Raw genomic sequence first — 14,369 nt, 5'->3', positions numbered from 1 at the left:
CACCATGACTGAAGCCTATATCTGCGACGGTATCCGTACTCCCTTTGGTCGCTATGCCGGCAGCCTGGCCAGCGTCCGGGCGGATGATCTGGGAGCCATTCCCCTGCGGGCGCTGATGCAGCGTAACCCTCAGGTAGACTGGCAGCAACTGGACGATGTTATTTACGGTAACGCCAATCAGGCCGGAGAAGACAACCGTAATGTCGCACGAATGTCCGCCCTGCTGGCGGGCCTGCCCTGTGACGTACCGGGCAATACTGTCAACCGCCTGTGCGGCTCCGGCATTGATGCCATCGGCATTGCTGCCCGGGCCATCAAGTCCGGCGAAACAGACCTGCTGATTGCCGGTGGCTGTGAATCCATGTCCCGGGCACCGTTCGTTATGGGTAAAGCAGAAACCGCCTTCTCCCGTGAACCCAACGGTCTGCAGGACACCACCATTGGCTGGCGGTTTATCAACCCGAAAATGCAGGCTGAGTTTGGCGTAGACAGCATGCCGGAAACCGCCGAAAACGTCGCTGAAGCCTATAACATCAGCCGGGAAGATCAGGATCTGTTTGCCCTGCGCAGTCAGCAAAAAACCGCTGCGGCACTGGAAGCCGGCCGCTTTGAGCGGGAAATCGTGCCGGTGGAAATTCCCCGGCGAAAAGGGGATCCGGTGGTTGTCTGTCAGGATGAACATCCACGCCCGGATACCCGGCTGGAAAATCTGGCCAAGCTTCGTGCCCCCTTCCGTGAGGGTGGCAGTGTCACAGCCGGCAACGCATCCGGCGTCAACGACGGTGCTGCTGCCCTGCTGATTGCCAGCAAAACTGCAGCCGAACAGCACGGTCTTGAATGCCGGGCACGGATCGTTGGCATGGCCACCGCCGGCCTGCAACCACGCATCATGGGCTATGGCCCGGTACCGGCAATCAGCAAACTGCTGAACAGAACCGGCCTGACTCTTGAACAGATGGATGTGATCGAACTGAACGAAGCCTTTGCCGCTCAGGGGCTGGCCTGCCTTCGCGGGCTGGGCCTGTCAGACGATGATCCGCGGGTTAACCCCAATGGCGGTGCAATCGCACTGGGCCATCCACTGGGGGCCAGCGGTGCCCGGCTGGTACTCACCGCCCTCCACCAGCTGGAAGCAACCGGCGGTCGTTACGCGCTGTGCAGCATGTGCATCGGCGTCGGCCAGGGTATCGCCATCATCATTGAACGGGTTTAAACCCCGGCAGACTTTCCCGGCACGGCCAGTGCCGGGCAGACTCCAACTGCAATCATGCAATATAAAAATACGATAATGCGTATATTTATATAGTATTTTCTAATCACAAAACTGCTTGCTACTCTGAACAGGTCAATCATTACTTATCCGGCAGTCAGCCCATGAGCCTCCTGTCATGAACAGATTCCAACCTTGCCCTGACAGATGCTGACTGCCGTTTTTTTTGATTGCCAAAGTACGTGTCATATAACGAGAGCAATCACTATGCCTGTCACCGAAACCATTCCCCTGTGTGCCCCGGCAAGAACAGATATTACCAACACCGGGTTTACCATGCCGGCGCACGCCTGTGACTGCCATGCCCATGTTTTCACCCAGGCCCGTGAAGCATCGCTGGTATCTGACCGCAGCTATACGCCGCCTCCGGCCAGCCTGGGAGCATACCGGCACCTGCTCAGTACACTTGGTTTTAGCCGCGGTGTGATTGTTCAGCCAAGCGTTTACGGCACAGATAACTCAGTCACCCTGAATGCCGTTGCCGACGGCGGTGACAACTTCCGTGCGGTTGTTGTCGTCGGTGAAGACATCAGCATGACTGAACTGCGTGCTATGCATGCTGCCGGTGCCCGGGGCGCACGGGTCAACTTACTGTTCCGCAGCAGCGCCCAAATCAACAATATGCAGATCAGCAACCTGAAAAGCCTGGCAGCCAAGCTGGCTGAACTGGGCTGGCACCTGCAACTGCTGATTGATGTCAGCCAGTTCGCCGATCTGTACAGTGCGCTGACGGATTTACCGGTGCCAACCGTATTCGATCACATGGGGCACATGCCGGTTCAGCAAGGTATTAACCAGCCGGGGTTTCAGGCCATGCTGCGCCTGATAAGCGAAGGCAAATCCTGGGCGAAACTGTCCGGCAGTTACCGTTTTACCGGGCAACAGGAAGCCCCCTACAGCGATGTCACTGCTTTTGCCCGGACAATCATCGCCGCCAACCCGGATCAGGTGGTATACGGCAGTGACTGGCCCCACCCACATTTTGATATTCCGATGCCCGAAGACGGCGCGCTGCTGAACATGCTGCCCGACTGGGCACCGGACGCACACCTGCGGCAGAAAATCCTGGCCGATAACCCGGCCAGGCTCTATGACTTTCCTGCGTAACAGCCGCCCAAGCCACGTGAAGAATAAGAAGGAAACACTATGCAGTTAAACGCTTATCAGGAGCGCATGCTCAAAGGTGAGATGGGCGCAAGCCGTGCCTGGGCCATGCAATTCCAACTGGACACCGGCCGGGTGCTGAGTGCCGAATCCCTGACGCCAATCCGCTATGCATTCTTTATGGCCGACACCGACGCCATGGGGGAAGCCGGTATCCGCTTTCTGGAAGAACTGGCCGAAGCACCGGCGGCCGAACGCCAGCCATTGGCCAACTTCTATCTGGAAAGCCGTCATACCGCCAGTGAGCTGCAACAATACGGCCTGCCAGACTGGTTTATGGCGCTGGATCAGCGCCGCCTGAATGCCATTGCCCGGCTGGGCTGTCATATGGATTACAACCATATTAACCATCACTCCGTGCCGGCTCCCTGTTTTGGGGAATCCATCGCCATGGGCTCAACCCCTTCGGCGATTTATGCAAATTCAGCACTGGGTGCCCGTACTAACTTTGAAGCCGGCCCTGCGGGGCTGGCCGCAGCCCTGACCGGATTCGTGCCCTGCTGGGGGCTGCACTTACCCGGGATGCGTCGGCCAAAACGCCGTTTTCATCTTACTGATGCGCCGCAAACCCTGACCGAATGGGGCGCCCTGGGGGCTGTGATCGGCGGTATGCTGAAAAATATAGATGACATCCCACTGATCTCAGGCATCAGTGCTCATCCGGGGGCACTGGCGCTAAGCCACCTGGGCGCAGCCATGGCCAGCTACGGCGCAGTGGGCCTGTTCCATATCGCCGGTGTAACCCCGGAAGCCCATCTGTATCACGACTTACAACTTCCGGAAGATCAGATCAGCCGGGCAGATCTGTTACAGATTCTCACCCCCGATAACATTGCAGAGCAGCCACTTGACCTGGTGGTTACCGGCGCACCGCAAATGTGCTGGAGCGAAGTACTGGAACTGCATGAGAAGCTTGCAAACAAGCTGATACACCCGGATGTCACCTTTCTTGCCTTCACTGACAAGGGCAGCCTGGATTGCGCCACCTCACTGGGAGTAACTTCGGAACTTCGGGCATCCGGGTGCCGTTTACTGGACGGAATCGACTTCTTCCAGTCCGGTTCCGAACCGATGCGCAAAAATAACGGCTGGAAAACCGCCCTCACCCCGTCCCCCAAGCTGGGCAACATCCTTAACGGGGCAGGCTATCAGGCCAGTGCAGCATCACTGGATACCTGTATCGCGTCAGCCATTGCCGGCCGGGTTGTTGACCAGCCACTGACACAAAAATAAGAGAGAAATTATGTCTAACTTCAGCATTCAGAGCACTAAAACCGGATTAGGACAGCCTGTCAGCGGTCCCGCACTGGTTTTGCAGTCAGCATTTTCCGCCCGGTACGACCTGGATATCACCACCGGTGAATTTCTTCGCCCCGGCATTGCGGAACCGGGCACCAGTGTAAAGGGCTGCATTCTGATCGCCGACCGCGCGAAGGGCGGCGTTGCCACCTCCTGGCTGCTGAACGAAATGACACGCCGGGGCACCGCGCCGGCGGCGCTGGTTTTTAACAATGCAGGTCCCGTTATGGTGCAGGCAGCAGCGTTCGCCGGCATTCCCTTATTGGATGGCTTTAATGAGGATATTACCCGTCAGCTGAACTCCGGTTGCAGGGTTACTCTCGACCCGGTAACCGGCCAACTGACAGTGCCGGGCTGACCGCCCGGCCGATTGCAGGCCTGTTACGGCGAAACGTGGCAGCACGCTTATCATGCTGCACTTCTACTTCGCACAGCCATCAGACAATCGACACCTCATCATGCCAGCCAACAGGTGCCTCCGGGAAATTATCGACGGGTTTCCCGGAGGCACCGTCCTTTGATTTACCAAAGATTCCTGTACAGCAAATTCAGCCCGGCGAGCAACATCAGAATACGTACCAGTCTGAACACGGTTTCGGTATCCAGATAGGTGACCAGGCGCTGGCCCGCCAGACTCCCGGCCAGACTGGTCATGACCATCAGGCCGGAAATCACCAGCCAGTTTTCAAGCTGAACACCGACGGAAAAAAAAGCCCCCAGACGCATGAGCGTCTGCCCGAGCAGACAGGCGGAAAGCGTGCCAAGAAAGGCAATTTTGGCCAGATTTAACTGGGACATCAGGCTGGCAATGGCAGGCCCTGGCGCTCCCACGAAGAAAGAGACAAATGCCATCACTGAAGCACTTAAAGGAATGCCCAGACGTGAATTCGCCAAAGGAAGACCGTCCGGCCGCCAGGCGGAATACATCAGATAAATCCCCAGGACAATGCCCAGTTGCTGACTGTTCACCGCCTCAAATAACCAGGCAGCCAAGACAATACCGGGAAAAGACCCCAGCAGATATAACCCCGTGAGCCGGTAATCGATCCCCTGCCGGTAAATGTAAAAACGGAAAACCAATGATGCCAGCTGTACCATCGCAACGAGGGCAACCAGCACTTTGAGCTCGGTGAAAGGTGACAACAGCACCAGCATAATGATGCCGCCGCCAAAACCCACCAGCGCAGAGGCCAGTGCGGCAAACAGACTCACCAGCGGATACAGCAGAATAAACCACTCCTGCTGACCCGCTAACAGTGAACTGATCAACTGTATTCTGCCTGGGTACCCGGTGCCGGCGTTGCGCCAAAGCCCCCTTTGGCAACCACTTCCTCGCGACCACCGTTGGCATCCACCAGTTTCTTCTGGTCGCTTTTCGCCAACCGGTCCACCGCTTCAGGATCACAGATCTTGCGCAGTTCAGCCTCAAACTCCGCCAGTAACGGCTGATGTTCAGCCATACCGGCAACATCTGTCAGCTCTTCAGGATCTACCTGCAAATCAAACAGCTGAGGCTCAAAGCCTACATAGTAGATGTACTTATAACGCCCCTTGCGCAGCATAAAGGCACCACTGATGGCACCGGCCGCATGGTATTCACCAAACACAGTCCGTTGCGGATCATAGTCCGCAGCCGCAATATCCCATAACGACTCCCCGGCCCAGCCATCAGGTATATCCGCACCCGCTTCTTTCACGATGGTCGCGGCGACATCGGTCAGTGCTACCGGGGTATCGCAAACGGTTCCCGGCGCGACGCCTTCACCGGCGATAATCGTTGGAATGGCCACCGCTTCTTCAAAGAAGGTCGACTTGCCCCACAAGCCTCGCGCCCCTAAGTTATCACCGTGATCCGAGGTATAAATGATTTGCGTATCAGCAGCCACACCGGTGGCTTCCAGTGCCTGTAAAATCTGACCGACATTGTCATCCATGAAAGAACACAGGCCCAGATAGCTTTTCAGGGCAATTTTCACTTTATCTTCAGTGAAGAACTCATTGTGAATCCAGCAATTGCGCCACTGCTGCAGCCACTGATGATCCGGTCGGTCATCGTCGGCATACATTTTCGGTAACGCTATATCCAGATCCGCATACAGGTCGTAAAACTGCTGCGGAGCAATCAGAGGAAAATGCGGTGCCACCAGCCCCACATACAGTACCCATGGGCCGTCTGTGGCATTTTCCTGCAGCCAGTTACAACTCAGCCGGGTAATGTTCCGGTCATATTCGGTGTAGGTACTTTCACCCGGACCAATATTATCCGCCAGTGATTTACAGCGCATCCGCCGGGGCAGCTCATCCCTGACGGACCCTAAAACATCCCCCTGCCCGCCAACCACATGCATTGGCAGGATCTGTTCATCAAACCCCACGTCATCGGTTTCATTGCGGTAATGCAACTTGCCAACCGATGCCGAGCGAACACCTTCACGGCGGATAACATGCCCCCAGCTGTCGACAGCGCCTTCATAAGGGTGGGCGTTATCCCAGTAGCGGGTCTCATGAACATGTTTACCGGTGGCAAAAGCGGCCCGGGCAGGCAGACAAATCGGCGAATTACTGTACGCAGAACTGAAGCGGCAACCACGGGCAGCCAGTGCATCCAGATGAGGGGTTTTCGCCAGAGGGTGTCCATAACAACTGAGCAACTTATTGCTGTGCTCATCGGACATTATCACCAGAATATTTTTCTTAGACATAACACTCACCTTGCCCTGTATAAAAGGCACTTACTGAGGACGTAAACGACCGCAGCAGCCGTTCAGCCGGCGCCGTTTACTGAGATTTGAAAGAAGACAGAAAGGTAAGCCCCGGAATGAACCGGGGCAGAAAGGTACCGAGTCAGGCGGTATCCGGCACCTGCACCCCGGCGGCTTTCGCCTGCCGTCGGCGATTGTAAAGCCGCATACCAATGGCCAGCACAGGAATGGCAAAGAACACCAACGCCACCGGACGGTCCAGGAAGATGCCAAAGCCATCATCGGTCAGCAGCAGTGACTGGCGCAGCGCCTGTTCTGCTCCAGGAGCAAGCACAAAGGCAATAACCGTGGCCGCCGCACTGAGGTTCATCACTTTCATCAGGTAACCCACCAGTCCAAACAGACAGGCCAGCCCCACATCAAACAGGCTGGAACGGGCGGTATAGGCAGAAATACAGGCCACCGCCATGATGGACGGATAAATCAGGTTGGCAGGAATCTTATCGATCACCCGGCCAATAAAAGCAGAGCCATACCAGCCAATGACAAAGTACAGGGCAATGCCGATCAGACCGGAGGCAAACAGCCCGTACACAATGTCGCCGGATGTTTCAAAGATCTGTGGCCCCACCTGAATACCGTGAATCATAAAGACCCCCAGCAACATTGCAGCAATGGTACTGCCCGGCACGCCTAAGGCCAGCAGCGGAATCATACTCGGGCCAGATACTGCGTTATTCGCCGCTTCCGGTGCTGCAATACCTTCCACTACCCCGGTGCCCCACTGCTCGGCATTATGTGCCTTACGGCGACCTTCACCGTAGGCCACAAAGCAGGCGACAGCAGAACCGACGCCCGGTAACAGACCGACGACAGAACCAATGACTGAGCCTTTACCGATAAACGGCAAGCAACGTTTTACCTCGGCGAACGATAACTGGTCATCTTCCGGTTTTTTCGCCTTAATGGTGTCATGGTGCCCCTGATCCAGCCCCCGTGCAGCCTGAGTAAATACCTCAGAAATCACGAACAGACCAATCAGTAACGGCACCAGCGACAAACCGTTGTACAGCTCAATCATACCCAGATCAAAACGGGGTTCCGAGGTGATCGGGTCAAGCCCTACCATCGCCAGCAAACCTCCAAGCAGTGTGGAAATAATGCCCTTCAGCACAGAGCTGGAAATCACACTGCCGATAATCAGAAATGCACAGACATAAATGGCGAAATATTCCGGCGGCCCGAGCTGACGGGTATAGGTGGCAATGAACAGCGCCCCGCAGATCAGCAGGATTTCACCGGTGAAATCACCAATGGCTGATGCCAGCGAAGCAGTTTTCAGCGCCTTACCCGCCTGACCTTTGCGGGTCATCGGGTGGCCGTCCAGTACCGTCGCAGCAGCTGCCGTTGTACCCGGCGTGTTAAACAGAATCGCAGAAATAGATCCGCCAAAACGGCCGGCTTTACCGATCACATAGAGAAACGCCAGCGCTGACAGCGGATCAATGTAGTAGGTAATCGGAACCAGCATGGCGATTGCAGCAGACGCCGTCAGGCCAGGCACTGCGCCGACAACGACCCCGAGAAACGCACCGCAGACGATGAACAGCATCGTTACAGGCTGGGAGAAAATGGTTATAAAACCGTTAATTAATTCCATCTTTTATACCCTCACACTGTTCATTTACGATCTGAATATGGCCAGCAGATCAAAGATCTCTGCCGGAGGCTCGAACACCCCCATAAGACCGAAGAACAGGTAATAAAAGATTACCGACACCACCGGTGGCAAAATCAGCAGACGCAAGCCGCGCACACCAAACAGATAACAGGCGATTGCCAGCGTCACGATGGTCGCCAGAATGTAACCGAAACCCTGAAACAGCCAGACGTAAACAAAGCTCAGCACCGACAACGGCAGCACTTTGAACAGAAAGTCCTGCATATCAAAGCTGCAGTTATCATCCGGTGCGGTGATCCCCCGGCCGCCCTGAAAGGCCAGAATGCCTCCCAGCAAGCCAAGCATCAGACAGATACTCTGCGGGAAAAAACGCGGGCTGATATCCCCTTCTTCAGGGTCAAAAGGAATGGCAAAGGTTTCATTAAAGAAGAACGCCGCCAGCGCCATAATCACCAGACCGGTAACAAGGTCTGCGCGTCCCCGGGGGGACGCGCCGGCACCGGACTGCGACGAAGCCTGAGCTTCAGTTTGCATGTCTGGTTGAGTACTCATTACTTAGCACCCAGCAAAGGCTTCCAGTTAGCCCGGGCATTATCGATCAGGTCCTGACTTTCAGACGCATCCAGGCTGACAGTCGGCAAACCGGCATTGGACAGTACTTCAGCGAACCTGGCATCTTTGGCAATGGCAGTAATCGCCTCAGACAGTTTACCGACAGTCGCATCACTGACCCGCTTTGGTGCCATCACCACAATCGGGCTGGATACCTTGGTGTATTCAACATTCAGCTCAGCTGCAGTCGGGATTTCCGGTACCGCCGGATGACGGCTATCAGACAATACCGCCAACTGACGGATATCCTTTTCAAAACCACGGCCCAGATGGGCACCGATCACGGCAAAATCCACCTGACCGCTAATTACCGCAGAACGTACCCCGGAACCCCCTTTAAAGGGTACATCTTTGGCTTTCAGGCCATTTTTATCCAGCAGCCCTACACCGGCCACATGCCAGACATTACCCCGGCCGGTGTGGCCCCAGCGTAATTTAGTATCGCTGCTTTGCAGTTTGGCAATCAGTTCATCCAGGGTCTTAATTTCGGAACTGGCCGGCACGAACACACCTGCCGTCAGCTCACCGATGGTGGCGACCTGTTTAAAGTCCTGACTGGACACCACCTGACGCTTGGCCAGATTACGCAACACCATGGAACCGGCAGATGAAAGGTACAGGGAATAACCGGTTGGTGGCTGATCTGCCACGAAACGACCGCCAATCAGGCCACCGCCACCGGGCTTATTCACCACCACGACCGGCTGGTCATTCAGGTACTGCGGGGCAACTTTTGCCAGCGCACGGGCATAGGTATCCACACCACCGCCGGCTTTATAGCCCACGATCAGGTTGATCGGACGGTCTGGAAAATCAGCCGCAACGGCTGTGGTAGCCGTTGCAGACAGTGCCAGGGCAGTACCTGCAACCAGTGAAGCAATCCGGGAACGAAATTTCATAATGGGTCCTCTCTTATTGTTCTGATATCCCGAGCGTTCTGAGATAACTTTAACACCCGATACGGATAACCATAGCAAAGCGGAAGAGAACTAATGAAATACTATATAAATATCAAAACTATCGTTTTTTTATATATCTAAAAAATTCCAGGAAAAATCATATACTGAACAGACACAAGCAGCGGCTTTACTGGCATCCCAGCCGTTTGGCAATCACCGCTGAATCTTTAAGGGCTGGCAGTTCAAATGGCGTTTGCGCCTGAATTTTTGTAAAACTGACTGCACTGGCACAGAAGTCATCTTTACGGCCGGCACTCTGCTGCATAATGAAACCTGCGGACTCCCCTTTCAGGTTATACACCAGCTTGAAATAGCCGGAGGGCACCTGATGGGGTTCATCGGCTTTTGGCAGGGCCGGCATGTTCTGATCATACAGTGGGCCGGTCATCACATATAAAGAGTTGCCATAGCTGACCCCGGCACGCACCGCATCTTCCAGCGCCTTCCACGGCCCCTGATTGAGGTGTTTATCCTGCGGGGTGATATTGCTGAAATAGTTCAGCTCCGGCCAGTAACGGGAACCGGCAAAGGACGCCAGCGGTGCCTGATGGCCCCGGTCTGCTTCCAGATCACTGTTACGGGCTCCGGTGTAGTCTTTGGCTTCCAGGGTCTCGTTTTCATCCAGCAGAGGATCAGTGGCCCATTCCCGGCCCGGCGAGGTACCAAAGTTCACCACATCCACTTCATAGGCAACCCAGTCGGCAAACTTGGTGTCGGGATTATTCGATAAGGCGTATAAATGGCCGAACAGCATATCATTGCCGGCGGGGCTTTCCGGACAGCCCACAGGACAGTGAACCGAAAGAATTTCAGCAGATGCCAGGCTGCTGAACATAAGGACAGAAACAAATACGGAGGTTTTCATAGCGATCTTTCCTGATTGATCATCGCCACGAATAATCCGTGCTACATCAAATAAATTCAAGGCCCTGTAAGAGAAATAAGCCACCCGGGGAGGAGCACTCTCCCTGGTTGCAAACTCAGCAGCTGTGATCAGCCACCGGAAAACTTAAACTCCGATCCGGTCCCGCAGGCCGTACCACCAGGAACCGGCTACCGAGTAAGGTACCCGAAAGCGCTGACCGCCGGGGAAACCCGACCAAGGCACACCGGCAAAAATATCAAACAGTTCAGTATCACCATCAATGGCATCCGCCAGTAGTTTGCCGAACAGATGGGTGACATTGACACCATGACCGCAATAACCGTGGGCAAAATACAGATTGTGCCGCAGCTTACCCAACTGAGCATGGCGGTTATTGGTAATGGCAATGTTGCCGCTCCAGGCATAATCGATTTTGACATCTGCCAGTTGCGGGAACACTTTCAGCATGTTGGGCCGCAGTTTACCGATAATGTCATCCGGGGCCACACCGCCATATACAGTGCCGCCGCCGAATAACAGCCGCCGGTCAGCAGAGAGGCGGTAATAGTCCAGAATGTACCGGCAATCTGCGATGCACATATCCGCCGGCAACAGCTGCTTTGCCAGGGCTTCCGGTAGCGGCTCGGTGGCCATCACCTGAGTGGCGGCAGGCATGACCCGCTTCGCCAGCGGTTTGGACAATTCTCCCAAATAGGCATTGCCACAAAGGATCACCTGACGGGCGATCACCTGTCCCTTGGCGGTCTTCACCACCTGACGATCCCCCTTCTCTTCAATCCCTGTAACCGGTGAGTGTTCAAAGATCTGTCCGCCCAGTTGCTCCAGCACCCGGGCCTCACCCAGCGCCAGCTTCAGCGGATGTAAGTGTCCGCCACGGCCATCCAGTAAACCACCGGCATACACGCCGGAGCCCACATATTCCTGCAGCTGGTCTTTATCCAGCAGCTGATAGCCGGGGATGTCATGCCGCTGACACAGCTTTGCTTCTTCAGCCAGCCCCTGCATGTGTTTTTGGGTGTAGGCCACCGTCACATGACCGGGTCGGTAATCACAGTCGATCCGGTGACGCTCTGTTACCTCTCTGAGAATATCCCCTCCGGCCAGGTGCAGCTCTGCCACTGAAGTGCCGCAGTCAGAAAAGTAGTCATGCAGAAAATCAATGCCACCGTTGAAACCATTAATCAGCTGACCACCGTTACGGCCGGATGCGCCCCAGCCAACCCGCTCGCCCTCAAGCAGGATGACCCGATAACCCCGTTCCCGGAGAAACAGCCCGGCAGCAAGCCCGCTGAAACCGGCACCGACAATACAGATATCCGCTTCCTGACTCCCTTCCAGCGCAGCCCGCCGGGGTGGCAGGTCAACGCTGTCTGCATAGTAACTGTGAGGATATCCGCCGGATGCCGGTGTCATCACACGTCCTCCAGATAGCTGGCATATTCAAATTCCGATACCCGCTGCTTAAAGGCCACCAGCTCATGCCGCTTCAGGCTGATAAACTGCTTGTGCAACGCCGGATGGAATACCTTCTGTGCCATGGTGCCCTGCTCAAACAGATCAATCGCATTGGCCCATTCCGTTGGAATTTTCGGTGCCTCTGCTTCATAGTTCCACCCTTCCACCGGCGCACCCGGATCGAGCTTTTGCTGCATGCCTTCCAGCGCAGCACCCAAGTGTGCAGCCAGTACCAGATAAGGATTAGCATCCGCACCGGCAGCCCGCTGTTCAATCCGGCGGGCAACTGCTGGGCCACCGGGAATACGGATGGCAGCGGTACGGTTTTCATAGCCCCAGGTCACGCTGGTCGGGGCCAGTGAATGGGGCCGCAACCGGCGGTAAGAGTTGTAATGGGGTGCAAAAATCAGGGTCAGCTGTGGCAGGGCTTCCAGTAAACCACCGACGGCATGCAACAGGCTGTCGCTGCCCTTTTCCGTGCCGTCGTTAAAAATATTATTGCCGTCAGCATCCAGCACACTGAAATGTACATGCATACTGTTACCGGCCCGGTCACCGTAAGGCTTCGCCATAAAGGTTGCGCCATAGCCCAGCTGGCGGGCCACCCCTTTGATAATACGCTTGAACAGGACGGTGTTATCCGCTGCTTTCAGCGGGTCTGCCAGGTGGTTAAGGTTAATTTCGTACTGCCCCGCCCCGCCTTCGGAAATGGCCGCATCCGCCGGTATATCCTGTGCTTCACAGGCTTCATATATTTTATTAAACAGCACTTCCATCTGATCCATTTCATCGATGGAAAGCAGCCCGCTGGTATCAAACTGGCGCTGCCCGTCCGGCGAATACGGTGCCACCGGCTGGCCGTCTTCAAGGCTGTACAGGTAAAACTCCAGTTCGGTGGCAACCACCGGGGTCAGTCCCAGATCAGCATAGGCTTTCTGCACCGCAGCCAGTGCGCCACGGGGATCACCGGGAAACGGTTCTCCCTGTTCATCGGTCATCCACAAAGGGATAAATGCATGGGGAGCCGCGGTCCAGTTCACCGGTAACACTCCACGGCCGGTGTACTGGCAAATGCCGTCGCCATCGCCGGTCAGATCCGCATACTGATTATCTTCGATATCGCCCCCCCAGATATCACTGGACAGGCTGGACGGCGGCATACGCAAGCTGCCACTGAGAATTTTACCGGCCTGCGATACCGGCAACCGCTTCCCCCTGAGCACACCGTTAAGATCAGTTACCCCGGCGGTGATATGTTTAATTTCCGGATTGGCGGCCAGCCAGTCCAGCTCAGCGCTATACGAAGGTTTTGCAGATGAATCAGCAGACATAGAACACTTCCCGAATATTGGTTATCAGCGCCGGCTGCTTTAATAAGTACCGGCAGATGTATCTATGATATGAAGCATCATTCGAATTTGATATGGGTTAAGCAGCAAATAACTGATGCTAACTGAACGCTAAGAGCATAAACTGGCATAAATACGATATAAATACAGTTAATTTACAGGATGACCTGTTATGCCTCTGTCAGCGCTGTCTGAAAATATCCGCCTGCTGTGCAGCTACGGCCACTCCATATCCGACATCTGCCGCCGGGCAGGCATTAACCGGCAGCAATTCAGTAAATACCTTAACGGGCATTCCGAACCTTCGCTGGCGAGTCTGAGAAAAATTTGTGATTTTTTCGGTGTAGAAGAACATGAAATTCTGCTCAGCGCCGACAGTTTCCGGGAAATTATCCGTTTAAGGCCTCCCCGGTTTAATCAGCGCAAAAACCGTTTTCAGCGCATTGTTGAAGACCTCACAACCAGCGAACACACCACAGCGGGCTTCTTTGAGCGACACGAAGGGTATTATCACGCCTACATCATTCCGGACCCGGTAAAGGGGCACTGCATCCGCTCGCTGTCGAGAATCTATCAGGAAGATGGCAAATGGCTGGTGAAAACCGTGGAACGGCAAATGGATAAACTTTTTATGCTGCCGGCCACCCTTAAATACTCCGGGATCATTATGGAAGGCTGTAACCGTATCGCTATCTACGAGCGGGAACAGGGTCAGGGGCGTAGCCTGAACGCTACATTTCTGTACCCCTCCGAGCACAGTGAGCCACGTTATTTACCCGGCCTGCTGGTCGGCTTCTCTGCAGAGGGAAGTCAGCAAATCAGCTGTATCCGTACCGTCTGGGAGTACCTTGGTAAAACACCGGACCTGCGACAGGCACTGGCAAAATGTGGCGTGGTGGACCGTCAGCAGGAATCGCTGCCGACCTTTGTGGAGCAGGGCATCGGTAATGATATGACTGACACTGAACAGCTGTTTACGCCCCGTTTCTGAG

General features: G+C 55.2%; 13 protein-coding genes. 5 read left to right on the top strand and 8 right to left on the bottom strand.

The genetic code is table 11. The features are described from left to right. Nucleotides 1–4: 4 nt before the first annotated feature. From pcaF to JYB63_RS01470, 4 genes are all read left to right on the top strand, one after another. On the top strand, nt 5–1,213 hold the full coding sequence (pcaF, locus tag JYB63_RS01485; RefSeq protein WP_205655971.1) for a 3-oxoadipyl-CoA thiolase: 1,209 nt from the start codon (nt 5–7) through the stop codon (nt 1,211–1,213). Nucleotides 1,214–1,477: 264 nt separating this feature from the next. Then, nucleotides 1,478–2,377 carry an amidohydrolase family protein gene (locus tag JYB63_RS01480; protein ID WP_205655970.1) on the top strand — a complete coding sequence of 300 codons (900 nt, stop codon included), beginning with the start codon at nt 1,478–1,480 and terminating at the stop codon, nt 2,375–2,377. 39 nt (nt 2,378–2,416) lie between these two features. Next, nucleotides 2,417–3,667: an aconitase X gene (locus JYB63_RS01475; protein WP_205655969.1), complete on the top strand. Its 1,251-nt coding sequence runs from the start codon at nt 2,417–2,419 to the stop codon at nt 3,665–3,667. Nucleotides 3,668–3,677: 10 nt separating this feature from the next. After that, nucleotides 3,678–4,091 carry an aconitase X swivel domain-containing protein gene (locus JYB63_RS01470; protein WP_205655968.1) on the top strand — a complete coding sequence of 138 codons (414 nt, stop codon included), beginning with the start codon at nt 3,678–3,680 and terminating at the stop codon, nt 4,089–4,091. A gap of 164 nt (nt 4,092–4,255) precedes the next feature. Here JYB63_RS01470 and JYB63_RS01465 read toward each other — a convergent pair whose 3' ends face one another. The 8 genes from JYB63_RS01465 to JYB63_RS01430 form a co-directional block, all read right to left on the bottom strand. Beyond that, the gene (locus tag JYB63_RS01465) at nt 4,256–5,002 is read right to left on the bottom strand and encodes a sulfite exporter TauE/SafE family protein (RefSeq protein ID WP_205655967.1); all 747 of its coding nucleotides are present in this window, start codon (nt 5,000–5,002) and stop codon (nt 4,256–4,258) included. After that, nucleotides 4,999–6,435 (bottom strand): sulfatase family protein, encoded by a 1,437-nt coding sequence (locus JYB63_RS01460; RefSeq protein ID WP_205655966.1) that lies wholly within the window; start codon nt 6,433–6,435, stop codon nt 4,999–5,001. Before JYB63_RS01460 ends, JYB63_RS01465 begins: the two co-directional genes overlap by 4 nt. Before the next feature lie 142 nt (nt 6,436–6,577). Continuing rightward, on the bottom strand, nt 6,578–8,095 hold the full coding sequence (locus JYB63_RS01455) for a tripartite tricarboxylate transporter permease (RefSeq protein WP_205655965.1): 1,518 nt from the start codon (nt 8,093–8,095) through the stop codon (nt 6,578–6,580). A gap of 24 nt (nt 8,096–8,119) precedes the next feature. Continuing rightward, nucleotides 8,120–8,668 carry a tripartite tricarboxylate transporter TctB family protein gene (locus tag JYB63_RS01450; RefSeq protein WP_205655964.1) on the bottom strand — a complete coding sequence of 183 codons (549 nt, stop codon included), beginning with the start codon at nt 8,666–8,668 and terminating at the stop codon, nt 8,120–8,122. Next, complete coding sequence (locus tag JYB63_RS01445; RefSeq protein WP_205655963.1) at nt 8,668–9,627, bottom strand: tripartite tricarboxylate transporter substrate binding protein; 960 nt, start codon at nt 9,625–9,627, stop codon at nt 8,668–8,670. The genes JYB63_RS01450 and JYB63_RS01445 overlap by 1 nt, the downstream gene beginning before the upstream one ends. A gap of 187 nt (nt 9,628–9,814) precedes the next feature. Then, complete coding sequence (locus JYB63_RS01440; RefSeq protein WP_205655962.1) at nt 9,815–10,552, bottom strand: DNA/RNA non-specific endonuclease; 738 nt, start codon at nt 10,550–10,552, stop codon at nt 9,815–9,817. 144 nt (nt 10,553–10,696) lie between these two features. Next, nucleotides 10,697–11,986 carry an NAD(P)/FAD-dependent oxidoreductase gene (locus JYB63_RS01435; protein WP_205655961.1) on the bottom strand — a complete coding sequence of 430 codons (1,290 nt, stop codon included), beginning with the start codon at nt 11,984–11,986 and terminating at the stop codon, nt 10,697–10,699. Next, nucleotides 11,986–13,359 (bottom strand): glutamine synthetase family protein, encoded by a 1,374-nt coding sequence (locus JYB63_RS01430; RefSeq protein WP_205655960.1) that lies wholly within the window; start codon nt 13,357–13,359, stop codon nt 11,986–11,988. Before JYB63_RS01430 ends, JYB63_RS01435 begins: the two co-directional genes overlap by 1 nt. A gap of 190 nt (nt 13,360–13,549) precedes the next feature. Between JYB63_RS01430 and JYB63_RS01425 the strand changes: the two genes are divergently transcribed. Next, entirely contained in the window at nt 13,550–14,368 is an 819-nt protein-coding gene (locus tag JYB63_RS01425) for a helix-turn-helix domain-containing protein (protein WP_205655959.1), read from the top strand. Nucleotide 14,369 lies beyond the last annotated feature (1 nt).

This window comes from Aliamphritea spongicola (assembly GCF_017051665.1).
In the GTDB taxonomy this organism is placed as follows: domain Bacteria; phylum Pseudomonadota; class Gammaproteobacteria; order Pseudomonadales; family Balneatricaceae; genus Amphritea; species Amphritea spongicola.
This window is presented reverse-complemented; position numbering and strand designations above follow the sequence as displayed.

Excerpts from the sequence above, each read along its gene's own strand:
- JYB63_RS01475 (WP_205655969.1), top strand. The coding sequence starts at position 2,417 with ATGCAGTTAAACGCTTATCAGGAGCGCATGCTCAAAGGTGAGATGGGC.
- JYB63_RS01470 (WP_205655968.1), top strand. The coding sequence starts at position 3,678 with ATGTCTAACTTCAGCATTCAGAGCACTAAAACCGGATTAGGACAGCCT.
- JYB63_RS01455 (WP_205655965.1), bottom strand. The coding sequence starts at position 8,095 with ATGGAATTAATTAACGGTTTTATAACCATTTTCTCCCAGCCTGTAACG.
- JYB63_RS01430 (WP_205655960.1), bottom strand. The coding sequence starts at position 13,359 with ATGTCTGCTGATTCATCTGCAAAACCTTCGTATAGCGCTGAGCTGGAC.
- JYB63_RS01480 (WP_205655970.1), top strand. The coding sequence starts at position 1,478 with ATGCCTGTCACCGAAACCATTCCCCTGTGTGCCCCGGCAAGAACAGAT.
- JYB63_RS01460 (WP_205655966.1), bottom strand. The coding sequence starts at position 6,435 with ATGTCTAAGAAAAATATTCTGGTGATAATGTCCGATGAGCACAGCAAT.
- JYB63_RS01435 (WP_205655961.1), bottom strand. The coding sequence starts at position 11,986 with ATGACACCGGCATCCGGCGGATATCCTCACAGTTACTATGCAGACAGC.
- JYB63_RS01440 (WP_205655962.1), bottom strand. The coding sequence starts at position 10,552 with ATGAAAACCTCCGTATTTGTTTCTGTCCTTATGTTCAGCAGCCTGGCA.
- pcaF (WP_205655971.1), top strand. The coding sequence starts at position 5 with ATGACTGAAGCCTATATCTGCGACGGTATCCGTACTCCCTTTGGTCGC.
- JYB63_RS01425 (WP_205655959.1), top strand. The coding sequence starts at position 13,550 with ATGCCTCTGTCAGCGCTGTCTGAAAATATCCGCCTGCTGTGCAGCTAC.
- JYB63_RS01450 (WP_205655964.1), bottom strand. The coding sequence starts at position 8,668 with ATGAGTACTCAACCAGACATGCAAACTGAAGCTCAGGCTTCGTCGCAG.
- JYB63_RS01445 (WP_205655963.1), bottom strand. The coding sequence starts at position 9,627 with ATGAAATTTCGTTCCCGGATTGCTTCACTGGTTGCAGGTACTGCCCTG.